Raw genomic sequence first — 13,071 nt, 5'->3', positions numbered from 1 at the left:
ACCAACGCATGACGATTGTTTCCGACAAGCCTGACGTTTCCGAGGAAGCCCCCCAGGGCGGTATTGACTCTGGCAAGGCGCCCGCTGCCGTGAAGACGCGGCGCGGCGCCCTCGCCGAGACCGGCAGCCCCAGCGTTCGGCCGCCGGCTGCAGCGCACCTGTCCGACGAGCAGGTCGCCGAACTGGGACGCGAGCTCGACGCCATCAAGGACGACATCCTTGCCAAGCGCGGAGCCAGCGACGCCGCCTACATCCGCCGCATGATCAAGATCCAGCGCGGACTGGAAATTTCCGGCCGCGCCGCGCTTCTGGTCAGCAAGAACAAGGCCGCGTGGGTCACCGGCACCACGCTGCTCAGCTTCGCCAAGATCCTGGAAAACATGGAGCTGGGCCACAACATCCTGCACGGCCAGTGGGACTGGATGCGGGACCCGGACATCCACTCCACCACCTGGGAGTGGGACTTCGTGACCCCGGCCCGGTCCTGGCAGCACACCCACAACGACCTGCACCACCGCTGGACCAACGTCGTCGGCAAGGACAACGACGTCGGATACAACCTGCTGCGGATGGACGCGGACCAGGAGTGGAAGCCGTTCAACCTGGGCAACCCGCTCTACAACGCCCTGCTGGCCCCGGTCTTCGAGTGGGGCATCGCGATCTACGATCTCGAACTGAACGACTACAAGGAGGGCAACAAGTCCAAGGAGGCCCTCACCAAGGACCTCAAGGCCCTCGGCCGCAAGGCGCTCACGCAGTTCACCAAGGACTACGCTGCCACTCCCGCCGTCGCAATGCTGACCGGCTCCGGCAAGCAGGCGCTGTACGGCACCCTGGCCGCCAACGCTGTCCGCAATGTCTGGGCCCACGCGGTGATCTTCTGCGGACACTTCCCCGAAGGCACGGACACCTTCACCGAGGAAATGGTGGAAGGCGAAACCCGCGGTGACTGGTACGTGCGGCAGATGATCGGATCAGCCAACATCTCGGGTTCCAAGTTCATGCACCTCATGACCGGCAACCTCTCCCACCAGATCGAGCACCACCTCTTCCCGGACATTCCGTCCAACCGCTACGCCGAGGTGGCTCCCAAGGTGCAGGAAATCTGCAAGCGCTACGGCCTGCCGTACACCACCGGTCCCATCTGGAAGCAGGTCGGCTCCACCTGGGCGAAGGTCTTCAAGCTGGCGCTGCCGCCGAAGAAGGCCTGAGCGCGGCCCAAGCCGGTTTCGACTGACTGAAGGGGCGTCTGCCATCGCGGCGGGCGCCCCTTTTGTGTGCCAGGCGGTGTTTCGGGAGCGTCGCGCCGCAACGGGGACCTCAGGGTTTTCTGGCCGCGCCCAGCACGTGGGCCACCCGGGGGTTGCCGGGAAGGACCGAAAAACCGAAGCGGTCCAGGTCCTGCACCGCGAGGCCTGCCCCGGCGATCGCGGCGGCCGTGTCCCGGTTCGGATGGCAGCCCCCGGCCACCCGGCTCCACAACGGCGTGAGCAGGTCTTCGGCGGCCCCCAGCACGCGGTGTGCCGAGCGGACGTGCTCGTAGAAGAGCAGCAGGCCGCCGGGCCGCAGCACCCGGACCACCTCCGTCAGGGCGGCCGGCTGGTCCGCCACGCTGCACAGCACCAGGCTGGAGACCACGACGTCGACAGTGGCATCCGCGGCAGGCAGCGATTCCGCCATACCGTCCTCCACGGTGACAGGCACCGGTGCCTTGCTGGCGGCGGCCCGGGCCAGCCCCCGGAGCGTGGGGTCCGGTTCGAGGGCAAGCACCCCCGTCACCGCGGCCGGATAGAACGGAAAGGTGGCGCCGTAACCCGCCCCGATTTCGACGACGACGCCGCGCGCCGCCGCAACCAGCCGCCGGCGGTGGTCCGCGGCCCCGCGGGCATCCATCCGCGGACCCACGCGCGCAAAGGATCTCCCGAATGATGACTCGCGCGGGGTGTTCTCGGGCATGGAGGTCTCCTCCCGGTCAGCCGACGTCGGCCGGGTTGAGTTTCAGGCCCCGCAGCAGCTGCGCGTTGAGCGCCACCACGATCGTGGAGGCGGACATCAGCACGGCGCCGGCGGCGGGGGAGAGGATAATCCCGGCGAAGGCCAGGACGCCGGCGGCAAGCGGCACCGCAATGATGTTGTAGCCGGTCGCCCACACCAGGTTCTGCCACATTTTCCGGTAGCTGGCGCGGGACAGGTCCACCATGGACAGCACCGCCCGCGGATCGTTCCCGGCCAGGACCACGCCCGCGGACTCCACCGCGACGTCGGTTCCGCCTCCGATCGCGATTCCCACCTCGGCCCGGGCCAGGGCGGGGGAGTCGTTGACACCGTCTCCCACCATCGCCACCCTGAGGCCGCGGGTCTGGAGCTCAGCGACCTTCTTGTCCTTGTCCGCGGGCAGCACCTCGGCGAAGACTTCATCGATCTTCAGGTCGGCGGCCACCGCCTGGGCCACCTGCCGGGCGTCACCGGTGATCATGGCAACCTTGATGCCCCTGTGCTGCAGGGCCGCGACGGCCTGGCGTGATTCCGGCCGGACCGCGTCCTCAAGGCTCACGGCGCCGATCACGGTGGCGCCGTCCACCACATGGAGCACCGCGGCGCCGCGGTCCCGCCAGGTGGCAGTGGCGGCGGCCAGATCCGGCGGCTCCTCCGCCCCCACCTCCCGGAGCAGGGCCGGACCGCCCACCCGGACCGTCCGTCCGCCGACCGTGGCGCGCACCCCGCGCCCGGTCAGGGAGGTGAACCCGCTCGCCTGGGGGACCGCTAGTCCGCGTGCGCGGGCCGCGGCCACGATTGCGCGCGCCATGGGGTGCTCGCTGTCCGACTCCGCAGCGGCGGCCAGGGCGAGCAGCCCGTCCCGGTCGGTCCCGTCAACGGCGGCAATGTCCTTCAGCTCCGGCTCGCCCTTCGTCAGCGTCCCCGTCTTGTCGAACAGCACGACGTCGACCGTCCGCATCCGCTCGAGCGCCATCCGGTCCTTGATCAGCACGCCGGCCCGGGCGGCCCGCTCCGTCGAGATAGCGATGACCAGGGGGATGGCCAGGCCCAGGGCGTGCGGGCAAGCGATCACCAGCACCGTCACGGTGCGCTCCACGGCGTCGGGCACACTGCCCAGCAGTGTCCACACGATAAAGGTGATGACGCCCGCGCCGGCAGCGAAGTAGAACAGGAAGGCCGCGGCGCGGTCGGCGAGGGCCTGGGCCCGGGAGGAAGACGCCTGGGCTTCGGCCACGAGCCTCTGGATCCCAGCGAGGGCGGTGTCCTCGCCGATGGCCGTTACCTGGACGCGGAGGCTGTTGTCGGTGGCGACGGTCCCGGCTGTCACGGCGTCGCCGGGAGAGCGCAGGACGGTCTTGGACTCACCCGTGATCATGGACTCGTCGAATTCGGCCTGGCCTTCGATCACGGTCCCGTCCGCCGGCATCCGGCCTCCGGAGCGGACCAGGATGATGTCGCCGCTCCTGAGCCCGGACACCGCGACGGTCTCGGTTCCAGTTTCGGTGATGCGTTCGGCCTCGTCCGGCAGCAGCGCCGCGAGGGCATCCAGGGCGCCTTGTGCCGAGCCGAGCGCGCGCATTTCAAGCCAGTGTCCCAGGAGCATGATGTCGACCAGCAGGGCCAGTTCCCACCAGAAATCGAGGTCGAAGCCGCCGATCCCCAGGGTGGTCACCCACGAGGCAATGAAGGCCACCGTGATGGCCATGGCGATCAGCAGCATCATCCCCGGCTTGCGCGCTTTGAGCTCGTTGAGGCCGCCCTTGAGGAACGGCTGGCCGCCGTAGAAGAAAATGACGGTTCCCAGCACAGGGGGGATCCAGGCGGAGCCGGGAAACACTGGAGCCTGGTAGCCGAGCAAATGCCCGAACATGGGGCTGAAGAAGACCACCGGGACCGCCAGGGCCAGGGTCAGCCAGAACCTGTTCTTGAACATGGCCACACTGTGGCCGGCGTGCTGGCCCTGGCTGTGAACCAGATGCTCGTCGTCGGGCGGTGCGGCGGTGCCGGCTCCGGGCGTGCCGTGGGGCTGGTGCCCGTTGTGCTCGCCATGCGGCCCGCCGTGTTCTGCTTTCGGGTGGTCAAGCTGCCGGCCGTCGATGGGGTGGTTGCTGTGCCGGTGTTCCATGATGCGCTCCCGGGGAAATTCATCGTCAGTTCGAATGAGGCCCACCATACCCCCAGGGGGTATCGTTGACAAGAGGTTTCACCCCTCAGCGGACCTCGATCACGCCCATCATTCCTAGGTCCTCGTGATCCAGGATGTGGCAGTGGTAGACCGAGCGGCCGCCGAAGTCGCGGAACGCGATCCTGACCGTGGCGCGGCCGTTTGCCCGCACGTTCACGACGTCACGCATCACCACGGCGCCGACGTCCTGACCGTTGTCCTCGATGAGCTGCATCGGCCACACGTGCAGGTGGAACGGGTGGTCCATGGGGCTGGTGTTGACCAGCGTCCATTCCTCCACGGTGCCGGCCGCGACGGTCGTGTCCGTGCGGGCCTCGCTGTATTCTCGGCCGTTGATCGTAAACCGCATCATGCCGCCCATCCCCCCGCCCCTGCGTCCCTGTCCCGCCCCCATGGACAGGACCAGCTGCCGGCGTGCGGCGACGGCGGCAGTCCTCAGGTCCTCTTGGGCCGGCCGGGACGTGACGGCGCCGGGCGTGGCGGCGTCGGAAGGGGCTGCGGTGGAGCCTCTGACCCGGAAAGTCGCCAGCGTACCCGCCCCGCCGATCGGGACCTGCCCCATCATCCCGGGCATGCCGCCGCGGTCATAGGGGAGGGCATGAAACACGGCTTCGCCGGCGGCAGCAGTCACCAGCAGGTCCGCCCGGTTCCCCGGCGCCAGCAGGAGTTCCTCGACGGTTTCGGGTTCGGGGAACCGGCCCGAGTCCATGCCGAGCAGCTGCAGCTGCTGGCCGTCGAGCCGGAGCCGGAGATAGCGGGCCACGCACGTGTTGATGATCCGCCACCGCTCCCGGGCGCCCGGGTTGGCCGTGAGCAGCGGGTTGCTCTGCCCGTTGAGCAGGAGTAGTTCACCCTCCCGCCCCGCCATGCGTTCCATCGGCGACACGGCCGCGATGTTCCCGGCACTGTCCAGGGTGGTGTCCGAGACCACCAGCACCCGTTCCGTGCTCACCGGGATAACCTCGGGATCTTCGACGATGATCGCCCCGAAGAGCCCGGCGAAGATCTGGTCTGCGACCATGCCGTGGTGATGCGGGTGGTACCAGTACACACCCGGCGGGTGGTCCGGCGGCAGCCGGTAACGGTAGTCAAAGGCCTGTCCGGGCAGGACCGCCCTGAAGACGTTGTCCGCGTCGTCCTCCGGGGACACATGGAGGCCGTGGACGTGCAGGTTCGTCGGTTCGTTGAGGCCGTTCACCAGCCGGACGCTGAGCTCGTCGCCCGGCCGCAGGCGCAGGGTGGGGCCAGGGACGGTGCCGTTGTAACAGAGGGCACGGGTCTGGCGGCCGCCGAGCTCCACCCGTCCGGGGGCGGTATCAAGGGTGAGCTGCAGCCGGCCGTCGGCGCTGCGAAGTTCGGCCGGACCGTGCAGCCCGGCACCCTGCACGGGCGCTGCGCCGCCCCTGTTGCCCCCGCCGGCGCCGTTCGGCTGCTGCGTGGAATTCAGGGACCACCACAGCCCGGCGCCGCCGGCCACCGTGGCCGCGGTGCCCAGTCCGCCCGCAATCAGGGCGTTACGGCGGCTGATCGGCCGCATTACGGCTCCTCGCCGAGTACTTTCACATTCTCGCGGTACTGTTCCGCGGTGAGCTCGCCCCTCGCGAAGCGTTCATCGAGGATCAACCGCGCCTGGCTCTTGCCGCCCGGGGGACCCCCCGGCTGGCCATAAGGCGGGGCGCCGTAGGGCCCGTAGTTGGCCGGACCGCCGCGGCTGGTCCCCCCGGTGAAGAGGCGGACCGCGAGCAGCACAAGGACCCCGATTCCGATCAGCAACAGCAGGCCCCAGAGCCACATCCAGCCGAAGCCGTCGCCGTAATACCCCATCATGGCCTGATCCTTTCGCCCGAGGCAGTCTTTAGTCCCATGATCCGCCGGACACGACGCCGGGGGTAGGGTCCTAAGTCGCCTTTCGGGCCGCAGCGAAGCCTTAGCTGATCAGGAGTCCCAGCGCTTCGGCCAGATGCCCGACCTCCCGCACCGAGAAGCCCGCCGGGACAGGGCCGGGGCCGTTCGGGCTCGCCGGGACTACGGCGTGGGTGAATCCCAGCCGGTGGGCCTCCTGGATCCGCTGGTTGATGCCGGGCACCGGGCGGACTTCGCCGGCCAGGCCAACCTCGCCGAAAGCGATGAGCCGCTGCGGCAGCGGCTTCTTGGACTTGGCCGATGCAACGGCCAGGGCGACCGCCAGGTCCGTCGCGGGCTCGCTGAGCTTCACACCGCCCACGGTCGCCACGTAGGAGTCATCTTTGCTCAGGAGGCACCCGGCCCGTTGCTGGAGGACAGCCAGCAGCATGGCCACCCGCGAACTGTCCAGCCCGCTGGTTGCCCGGCGGGGCTGGGAACTGGCGCTTTCGGCCAGCAGGGACTGCACCTCGGCGAGCAACGGCCGGCGCCCCTCGAGGGTCACCGTGATGCAGGTCCCGGACACGGGTTCCTTGGTCCGGGAGACGAACAGCCCGCTCGGATCGGCCAGGCCCACAATGCCGTCCTCGTTCAGGTCGAAGCAGCCGACGTCGTCGGTGGGGCCGTACCGGTTCTTGACGGCCCGCAGCAGCCGCAGCCGGGAGTGGCGCTCGCCTTCGAACTGGCACACAACGTCCACGAGGTGCTCCAGCAGCCGGGGCCCGGCGATGGAGCCGTCCTTGGTCACATGGCCAACCAGCAGCGTGGTCATGTTGCGGCGTTTGGCCGCGGCAATCAGGGACGCCGTGACCTCCCGGACCTGCGAGACACCCCCGGCGCTGCCTTCGACGTCGGCGCTGCTCAAGGTCTGCACGGAGTCCACGATCAACAGACGTGGCTCCAGCTTCTCCACCTGGCCCAGGGCCTGGCCAAGGTCCGTTTCGGCGGAGAGGTACAGGGACTCGGCGACGGCGTCGATTCGTTCCGCCCGGAGCTTGACCTGCGCGGCGGACTCCTCGCCCGTGATGTAGAGGACGTCCTGGGCGGTGCGGGCAAACTTTGCCGCGACATCCAGCAGCAGGGTCGACTTGCCGACGCCGGGCTCGCCGGCCAGCAGGATCACGGCTCCGGGGACCAGCCCGCCGCCGAGGACACGGTCCAGTTCGTCCACGCCGGTGGGCAGGAAGGCCGCTGTGGTGGCGTCCACCTCGGAGATCCGGCGCGCCGGCTCCAGAACGGTGGTGGCCGCCGTCGTGCGCGCCACGGCGCCGCCGGTTTCCTCAACACTGCCCCAGGCCTGGCACTCGCCGCAGCGGCCCACCCACTTGGCTGTGGTCCAGCCGCACTCGGCGCATTTGTAGCCCGGAGCCTTGGACGTCCGGGAAGTCTTGGTAGCCATTGCTCCACACTATCCGCGGGATACGACAACCACGGCCGCCACGGCAGCTACAGCGGCGGGAGGATGTCCCGGGCTTCGCGGGAGTCGACCCCCGCCGCTTCGAGCAGGTCCACCATCAGGGGGCGGAACAACATGACCACCGTTTCGCCCTCTAGCCGCTGCACGTCCAGTAGCCGCGGATGCAGCCGACCGGCGATTTCCCGCAGGTCCGTCCGGGCAGTCCGCAGGTGCGAGCGGCGGACGCCGTCGTGCACTTCCGCCAGGCCCAGGGACAGTTCGTCGACGGCGTCGGCCGTGTCCTGCAGGACGTCGGCGATGTTCTGGGTGGCCTCGTCGGACAACGCCGCATGGTTGATGGCACTGGTCAGGCGGCGGGCAAAGACGCGGCTGTTGCGCAGCGCGAGGTCGATGTAATCCAGCGACTGTTCCATCCGGTCCAGCTCCTCCCGGTGCCGGCGGTAGGCGGGCGCCAGCGTGGCCACCTCGCCGGACGCGCGCAGGGACTGCCGCATGGCATCGACCAGGGGCTGGCAGTTCCGCCCCCTGATGAGCGCATGCCAGGCCTGGGTGGAGTCGCTGTAGCTCAGCGCGGAGGCGCATTCGCGCAGCACCTCGGCGAGCTCGTGCAGGAGCTTTTTGACGTCATTGCGGGGTTCCCGGCGCGGGTCCTTCGGCACCAGGATGGTCACCAGCAGGGCGAAGACGCCGCCCACGATGGCGTCGATGCTGCGGGTGAACGGCCCCCCGGCCGGTGCCGGCAGCAGTACCACCAGCAGGGACTGCAATCCCAGCTGGGTGGTGAAAATCGTGCCGCTGTCCAGGAAGCGGGCCAGCAGGATCGAGAACAGCAGCACGACGGCGGCCTGCCAGATCCCGGCGCCCAGCCAGTGCAGGAGCAGGTCCCCGACCACGATGCCGATGGTGCAGCCCAGGCCGACCTCAATCACGCGGCGCAGCCGGGGGTCGCGGGAAAAGCCCAGGGAGATGAGGGAGGACGTAGCCGCGAAGAGCGGGCCGCTGTGGCCCAGGACGTACTCGGCGAACGCGTAGGCGCCCACCGCGCAAGCGGTCATCTGGATGGCCGGCACCAGGGAATTTCGGCTCCGGACCAGGCCGGTGCGCACCCGTCGGCGCAGGAATCGGGCGCTTGCGGAGAGTCCAGGGGCGGGGGCCATGCGCTCCAGTCTATTTGTTCGGTCATCGAGCGCGGGCCGCGCCACAACCACTACGGATGTGACGCAGCTAACGCAAGGGGGCGCCGGTGGATGTAAGCCAATGTCCCGGCGTCGTTAACCATTCGTTCACCTTGGACAGTCATTCTCTTCATCTGGGGCACCTACCTTCGATAAAGGTACAAACCGTACGCATCCCCTGCCCGGTCTTCTCCGGCCCGGCACGCATAGAAAATCCCTGGAAGGGGTACATCTAGTGAAGGCACTCCGCTTCGGCCGCCACGCGGCAACCGCTGTCATCGCAGCTGGCGCTCTCGCGCTGACCGCCTGTGGTTCAGACAACGCAACGGGCACCGCCCCCGCGACCCCCGCCGCCTCGGGTCCCGCGGTCACCGGCACGCTGACCGGCATCGGTTCCTCCGCACAGGGTGCGGCCATGGACGCGTGGAAGACCAACTTCGCCTCGGCCAACCAGGGTGCCACTGTGCAGTACTCCCCGGACGGCTCCGGCGCAGGCCGCAAGGCGCTCCTGGACGGCTCCGCACAGTTCGGCGGCTCCGATGCCTACCTCAAGGACGAAGAGTACGCCAGCTCCACCACCCAGTGCGGCCCCGACGGCGCCATCAACCTCCCGGTCTACATTTCCCCGATCGCCGTGGCCTTCAACCTGCCCGACATCACGGAACTGAACCTCGACGCCCCCACCGTCGCCAAGATCTTCCGCGGCGAAATCGCCAAGTGGAACGATCCGGCCATCGCCGCCATGAACCCGGACGCCAAGCTGCCGGACCTCGCGGTCACCCCGGTAAACCGCTCGGATGACTCCGGCACCACCTCCAACTTCACCGACTACCTGGCCGCCGCGGCCCCCGAGGCCTGGACCGACAAGGCTTCCGGCGTGTGGCCGGCGTCGCTGAAGGGCGAGAACGCCAAGGGCACTTCCGGTGTGGTCAAGACCGTCACCGACACCCCGGGCGCCGTGACCTACGCCGACGACTCCGCCGTCAGCGGCAAGCTCGGCGTCGCGCAGATCAAGGTGGGCGAGACCTACACCAAGATCTCGGCCGAGGCCGCCGCCAAGGCAGTCGACGCCGGCACGCCGGTTGAGGGACGCAACGCCAACGACCTCTCCATCAAGCTGGACCGAACCACCACCATCGAGGGCGCCTACCCGATCGTGCTCGTGTCCTTCCACATCGTCTGCTCCACCTACGACAGCCAGGAAACTGTTGACCTGGTGAAGGCATTCGAAAACTACGTGGTCTCCGAGACCGGTCAGCAGGCAGCCGCTGACGCCGCTAAGTCCGCTCCGCTCTCCAAGGAGCTGCAGGACAAGGCAAAGGCTTCCATCGAGGCCATCAAGGTCAAGTCTTAGGGAATACCTTCCGCCACAAGGCATAGTGGAAACACCAGCCTGACCCAGGTTCCCTGCCCCATTCAGACGGTCACCGACCGTCGGCCCGGGGCAGGGAACCTGAGCGTTTTGTCCGAAGAACCAAAGTTTCAAAGCCGAAGGATCATGAAGTGACCACCACCTCCCTGACCTCGTCCCGGGGCGCAGGCCGCGCCGGAGACAAAGTCTTTTCCGGAGCCACCTTGGCCGCGGGGTGCCTCATCCTGGCCGTGCTCTTCGGAGTGGCGCTCTTCCTGGTTGTCCAGGCGTTCCCCGCCCTGACGGCCTCCCCGGACATGATCAAGGGCGGCGAAGGCTTCTTCGCCTACATCTGGCCGATCGTCATCGGCACGCTCATCGCGGCCACCATCGCCCTGGTGATCGCGACGCCGATCGCGATCGGCGTCGCGCTGTTCATCTCGCACTTCGCCCCGCGGCAGCTCGCCTCGGGCCTGGGGTACGTGGTGGACCTGCTCGCCGCCATCCCCTCCGTGGTCTACGGCGCCTGGGGCGCGGCGTTCCTGGCCAAGGAAATCTCCCCGGCCTACAACTGGCTGGCCAACAACATGGGCTGGCTGCCGATCTTCCAAGGCCCCGCCTCGGCAACAGGCAAGACCATCCTGACCGCGGGCATCGTGCTGGCCGTCATGATCCTGCCCATCATCACCTCCCTGACCCGCGAGATCTTCCTGCAGACCCCCAAGCTGCACGAGGAAGCCTCCCTGGCGCTGGGAGCCACGCGGTGGGAAATGATCAAAATGGCTGTCCTGCCGTTCGCCCGCCCCGGAATCATCAGCGCCGTCATGCTGGGCCTGGGCCGCGCGCTGGGCGAGACCATGGCCGTTGCGCTGGTGTTGTCCTCCGGCGCCCTCACCGCGAGCCTGATCCAGACCGGCAACCAGACCATCGCCGCCGAGATCGCGCTGAACTTCCCGGAAGCCAGCGGGATTCAGGTCAGCACCCTGATCGCAGCAGGCCTCGTCCTGTTCGTCATCACCCTCGGCGTGAACATGATTGCCCGGTGGATCATCACCCGGCACAAAGAATTCTCGGGAGCCAACTAAATGACCGCCACCCTGACCCCCGTCAAGAAGCGCTCGGCCCTCACCAAGGGCCAGCTGCCCAAATGGGCCCCCTACCTAGTCCTGGCTGTGGCCCTGGTTCTCGGTGCCGCCATCATGGCACTTATCGGCTTCCACGCCTTCGGCTGGGGCCTCGTCTCCGCCATCCTCTTCGCGGCCGGCCTCGTCGGCTGGAGCGGAGCTGTTGAAGGCAGCCGGAAGGCTAAGGACAAACTGGCCACGTGCCTGGTCGTCGGTTCGTTCCTGATCGCCCTGCTCCCGCTGGTCTCCGTGATCTGGACGGTGCTGGTGAACGGCCTTCCCGGCCTCACGGACCCGGGCTTCCTGACCACCTCGATGAACGGCGTCACGGGCGCCTTCGACAACAAGAGCGTCGAGGAAGGCGCGCCGGTCGTCGGCGGCATCTTCCACGCGCTGATCGGCACCCTGCTCATCACCCTGGTGGCAACAATCATTTCGGTGCCCATCGGCCTGCTGACCGCCATCTACCTGGTGGAATACGGCAACGACCGCCCCCTGGCCCGCTCCATCACATTCTTCGTGGACGTTATGACCGGCATCCCCTCGATCGTGGCCGGCCTGTTCGCGGCCGCGTTCTTCTTCGCCATCGTGGGGCCGGGCACCAAAACCGGTGCCGTCGCCGCCGTCGCGCTGTCCGTGCTGATGATTCCCGTGGTGGTCCGCTCCAGCGAGGAAATGCTGAAGATCGTCCCCAACGAACTCCGCGAGGCCGCCTACGCCCTCGGCGTCCGCAAGTGGCGGACCATCCTCAAGGTGGTCATCCCGACGGCGATCTCCGGCATCGCGTCCGGCGTCACCTTGGCGATCGCCCGCGTGATCGGCGAGACCGCGCCGATCCTTGTGACCGCCGGCTTCGCGACGTCGATCAACTACAACGTGTTCAGCGGCTGGATGGCCTCGCTGCCCACGTTCATCTACACGCAGATCCTCAACCCGACGTCGCCGTCCAACCCGGATCCGTCCTCCCAGCGCGCCTGGGGCGCGGCCCTGGTCCTCATCATCCTGGTGATGCTGCTCAACCTGATCGCCCGCCTGATCGCCCGCGCGTTCGCCCCCAAGACCGGCCGCTAGCCCGGCACCGGCCGCCCCACTCTTCAGCCCGTATCTCCAGTAAGTGAAGGAAAATCATGTCTAAGCGCATCGACGTCAAGGACCTGAACGTCTACTACAGCAAGTTCCTGGCCGTTGAAGACGTCAACATCAACATCGACGCCAAATCGGTGACGGCTTTTATCGGCCCCTCGGGCTGCGGCAAGTCCACCTTCCTGCGCACCCTGAACCGCATGCACGAGGTCATCCCCGGCGCCCGCGTGGAAGGCGAGGTGCTCCTCGACGGCGACAACCTGTACGGTCCCGGCGTGGACCCGGTGACCGTCCGTTCGCAGATCGGCATGGTGTTCCAGCGGCCCAACCCGTTCCCCACCATGTCCATCCGGGACAACGTGCTGGCCGGCGTGAAGCTGAACAACCAGAAGATGTCCAAGGGCGAGGCGGACGCGCTGGTGGAGCGCTCACTGCGCGGCGCCAACCTGTGGAACGAGGTCAAGGACCGCCTCGCGAAGCCCGGTTCGGGACTCTCCGGCGGCCAGCAGCAGCGGCTTTGCATCGCCCGGGCCATTGCCGTGGAACCCCAGGTGATCCTGATGGACGAGCCCTGCTCCGCACTGGACCCGATCTCCACGCTCGCCATCGAGGACCTCATCAATGAGCTCAAGGATGAGTACACCGTGGTGATCGTGACCCACAACATGCAGCAGGCCGCGCGCGTGTCCCAGAAGACCGCGTTCTTCAACATCGCGGGCACCGGGAAGCCGGGACGCCTCATCGAGTACGGCGACACCCACACCATGTTCAGCAACCCGACCGAGAAGGCCACGGAAGACTACGTCTCCGGCCGCTTCGGATAAGCGCTCGATGAG

Annotated in this window: 11 protein-coding genes; 5 read left to right on the top strand and 6 right to left on the bottom strand. The window is 68.0% G+C overall.

Going from position 1 to position 13,071, the window contains the following annotated elements; translation table 11 throughout:
- Positions 1-8: 8 nt before the first annotated feature.
- A complete protein-coding gene (locus FS787_RS09280) occupies positions 9-1,211 on the top strand; it encodes an acyl-CoA desaturase (RefSeq protein WP_144672160.1) in 1,203 nt (400 codons plus the stop codon).
- Between the two features lie 109 nt (positions 1,212-1,320).
- Here FS787_RS09280 and FS787_RS09275 read toward each other — a convergent pair whose 3' ends face one another.
- The 6 genes from FS787_RS09275 to FS787_RS09250 all read right to left on the bottom strand — a co-directional run bounded on the left by FS787_RS09275 (position 1,321) and on the right by FS787_RS09250 (position 8,659).
- Entirely contained in the window at positions 1,321-1,956 is a 636-nt protein-coding gene (locus FS787_RS09275; protein ID WP_144672159.1) for a class I SAM-dependent methyltransferase, read from the bottom strand.
- A 16-nt stretch (positions 1,957-1,972) separates the two neighbouring features.
- Positions 1,973-4,123, bottom strand: a complete 2,151-nt coding sequence (locus FS787_RS09270; protein WP_144672158.1) for a heavy metal translocating P-type ATPase — start codon at positions 4,121-4,123, stop codon at positions 1,973-1,975.
- An 85-nt stretch (positions 4,124-4,208) separates the two neighbouring features.
- On the bottom strand, positions 4,209-5,720 hold the full coding sequence (locus FS787_RS09265) for a multicopper oxidase family protein (protein WP_144672157.1): 1,512 nt from the start codon (positions 5,718-5,720) through the stop codon (positions 4,209-4,211).
- Positions 5,720-6,010 carry an SHOCT domain-containing protein gene (locus FS787_RS09260; RefSeq protein ID WP_144672156.1) on the bottom strand — a complete coding sequence of 97 codons (291 nt, stop codon included), beginning with the start codon at positions 6,008-6,010 and terminating at the stop codon, positions 5,720-5,722. The genes FS787_RS09265 and FS787_RS09260 overlap by 1 nt, the downstream gene beginning before the upstream one ends.
- A 100-nt stretch (positions 6,011-6,110) precedes the next feature.
- Positions 6,111-7,484: a DNA repair protein RadA gene (radA, locus tag FS787_RS09255; RefSeq protein ID WP_056428196.1), complete on the bottom strand. Its 1,374-nt coding sequence runs from the start codon at positions 7,482-7,484 to the stop codon at positions 6,111-6,113.
- Between the two features lie 47 nt (positions 7,485-7,531).
- Positions 7,532-8,659 (bottom strand): aromatic acid exporter family protein, encoded by a 1,128-nt coding sequence (locus FS787_RS09250; protein ID WP_144672155.1) that lies wholly within the window; start codon positions 8,657-8,659, stop codon positions 7,532-7,534.
- Positions 8,660-8,912: 253 nt separating this feature from the next.
- Here FS787_RS09250 and pstS point away from each other — a divergent pair, with 253 nt between their 5' ends.
- The 4 genes from pstS to pstB all read left to right on the top strand — a co-directional run bounded on the left by pstS (position 8,913) and on the right by pstB (position 13,059).
- A complete protein-coding gene (pstS, locus tag FS787_RS09245) occupies positions 8,913-10,031 on the top strand; it encodes a phosphate ABC transporter substrate-binding protein PstS (protein WP_144672154.1) in 1,119 nt (372 codons plus the stop codon).
- Between the two features lie 149 nt (positions 10,032-10,180).
- Positions 10,181-11,113, top strand: coding sequence for a phosphate ABC transporter permease subunit PstC (pstC, locus tag FS787_RS09240; RefSeq protein WP_144672153.1), 933 nt, complete (start codon positions 10,181-10,183; stop codon positions 11,111-11,113).
- The gene (gene pstA, locus FS787_RS09235; protein WP_144672152.1) at positions 11,114-12,223 is read left to right on the top strand and encodes a phosphate ABC transporter permease PstA; all 1,110 of its coding nucleotides are present in this window, start codon (positions 11,114-11,116) and stop codon (positions 12,221-12,223) included.
- A gap of 56 nt (positions 12,224-12,279) precedes the next feature.
- Positions 12,280-13,059 (top strand): phosphate ABC transporter ATP-binding protein PstB, encoded by a 780-nt coding sequence (gene pstB, locus FS787_RS09230; RefSeq protein ID WP_144672151.1) that lies wholly within the window; start codon positions 12,280-12,282, stop codon positions 13,057-13,059.
- Positions 13,060-13,071 lie beyond the last annotated feature (12 nt).

The organism is Arthrobacter sp. U41 (assembly GCF_007679325.1).
Lineage (GTDB): Bacteria > Actinomycetota > Actinomycetes > Actinomycetales > Micrococcaceae > Arthrobacter.
Note: the sequence above shows the minus strand (reverse complement) of the source record. Positions and strands in the feature narration are given on the sequence as shown.

Coding starts and splice junctions, on each gene's coding strand:
- FS787_RS09280 (WP_144672160.1), top strand. CDS start 9: ATGACGATTGTTTCCGACAAGCCTGACGTTTCCGAGGAAGCCCCCCAG.
- FS787_RS09275 (WP_144672159.1), bottom strand. CDS start 1,956: ATGCCCGAGAACACCCCGCGCGAGTCATCATTCGGGAGATCCTTTGCG.
- FS787_RS09270 (WP_144672158.1), bottom strand. CDS start 4,123: ATGGAACACCGGCACAGCAACCACCCCATCGACGGCCGGCAGCTTGAC.
- FS787_RS09265 (WP_144672157.1), bottom strand. CDS start 5,720: ATGCGGCCGATCAGCCGCCGTAACGCCCTGATTGCGGGCGGACTGGGC.
- FS787_RS09260 (WP_144672156.1), bottom strand. CDS start 6,010: ATGATGGGGTATTACGGCGACGGCTTCGGCTGGATGTGGCTCTGGGGC.
- radA (WP_056428196.1), bottom strand. CDS start 7,484: ATGGCTACCAAGACTTCCCGGACGTCCAAGGCTCCGGGCTACAAATGC.
- FS787_RS09250 (WP_144672155.1), bottom strand. CDS start 8,659: ATGGCCCCCGCCCCTGGACTCTCCGCAAGCGCCCGATTCCTGCGCCGA.
- pstA (WP_144672152.1), top strand. CDS start 11,114: ATGACCGCCACCCTGACCCCCGTCAAGAAGCGCTCGGCCCTCACCAAG.
- pstB (WP_144672151.1), top strand. CDS start 12,280: ATGTCTAAGCGCATCGACGTCAAGGACCTGAACGTCTACTACAGCAAG.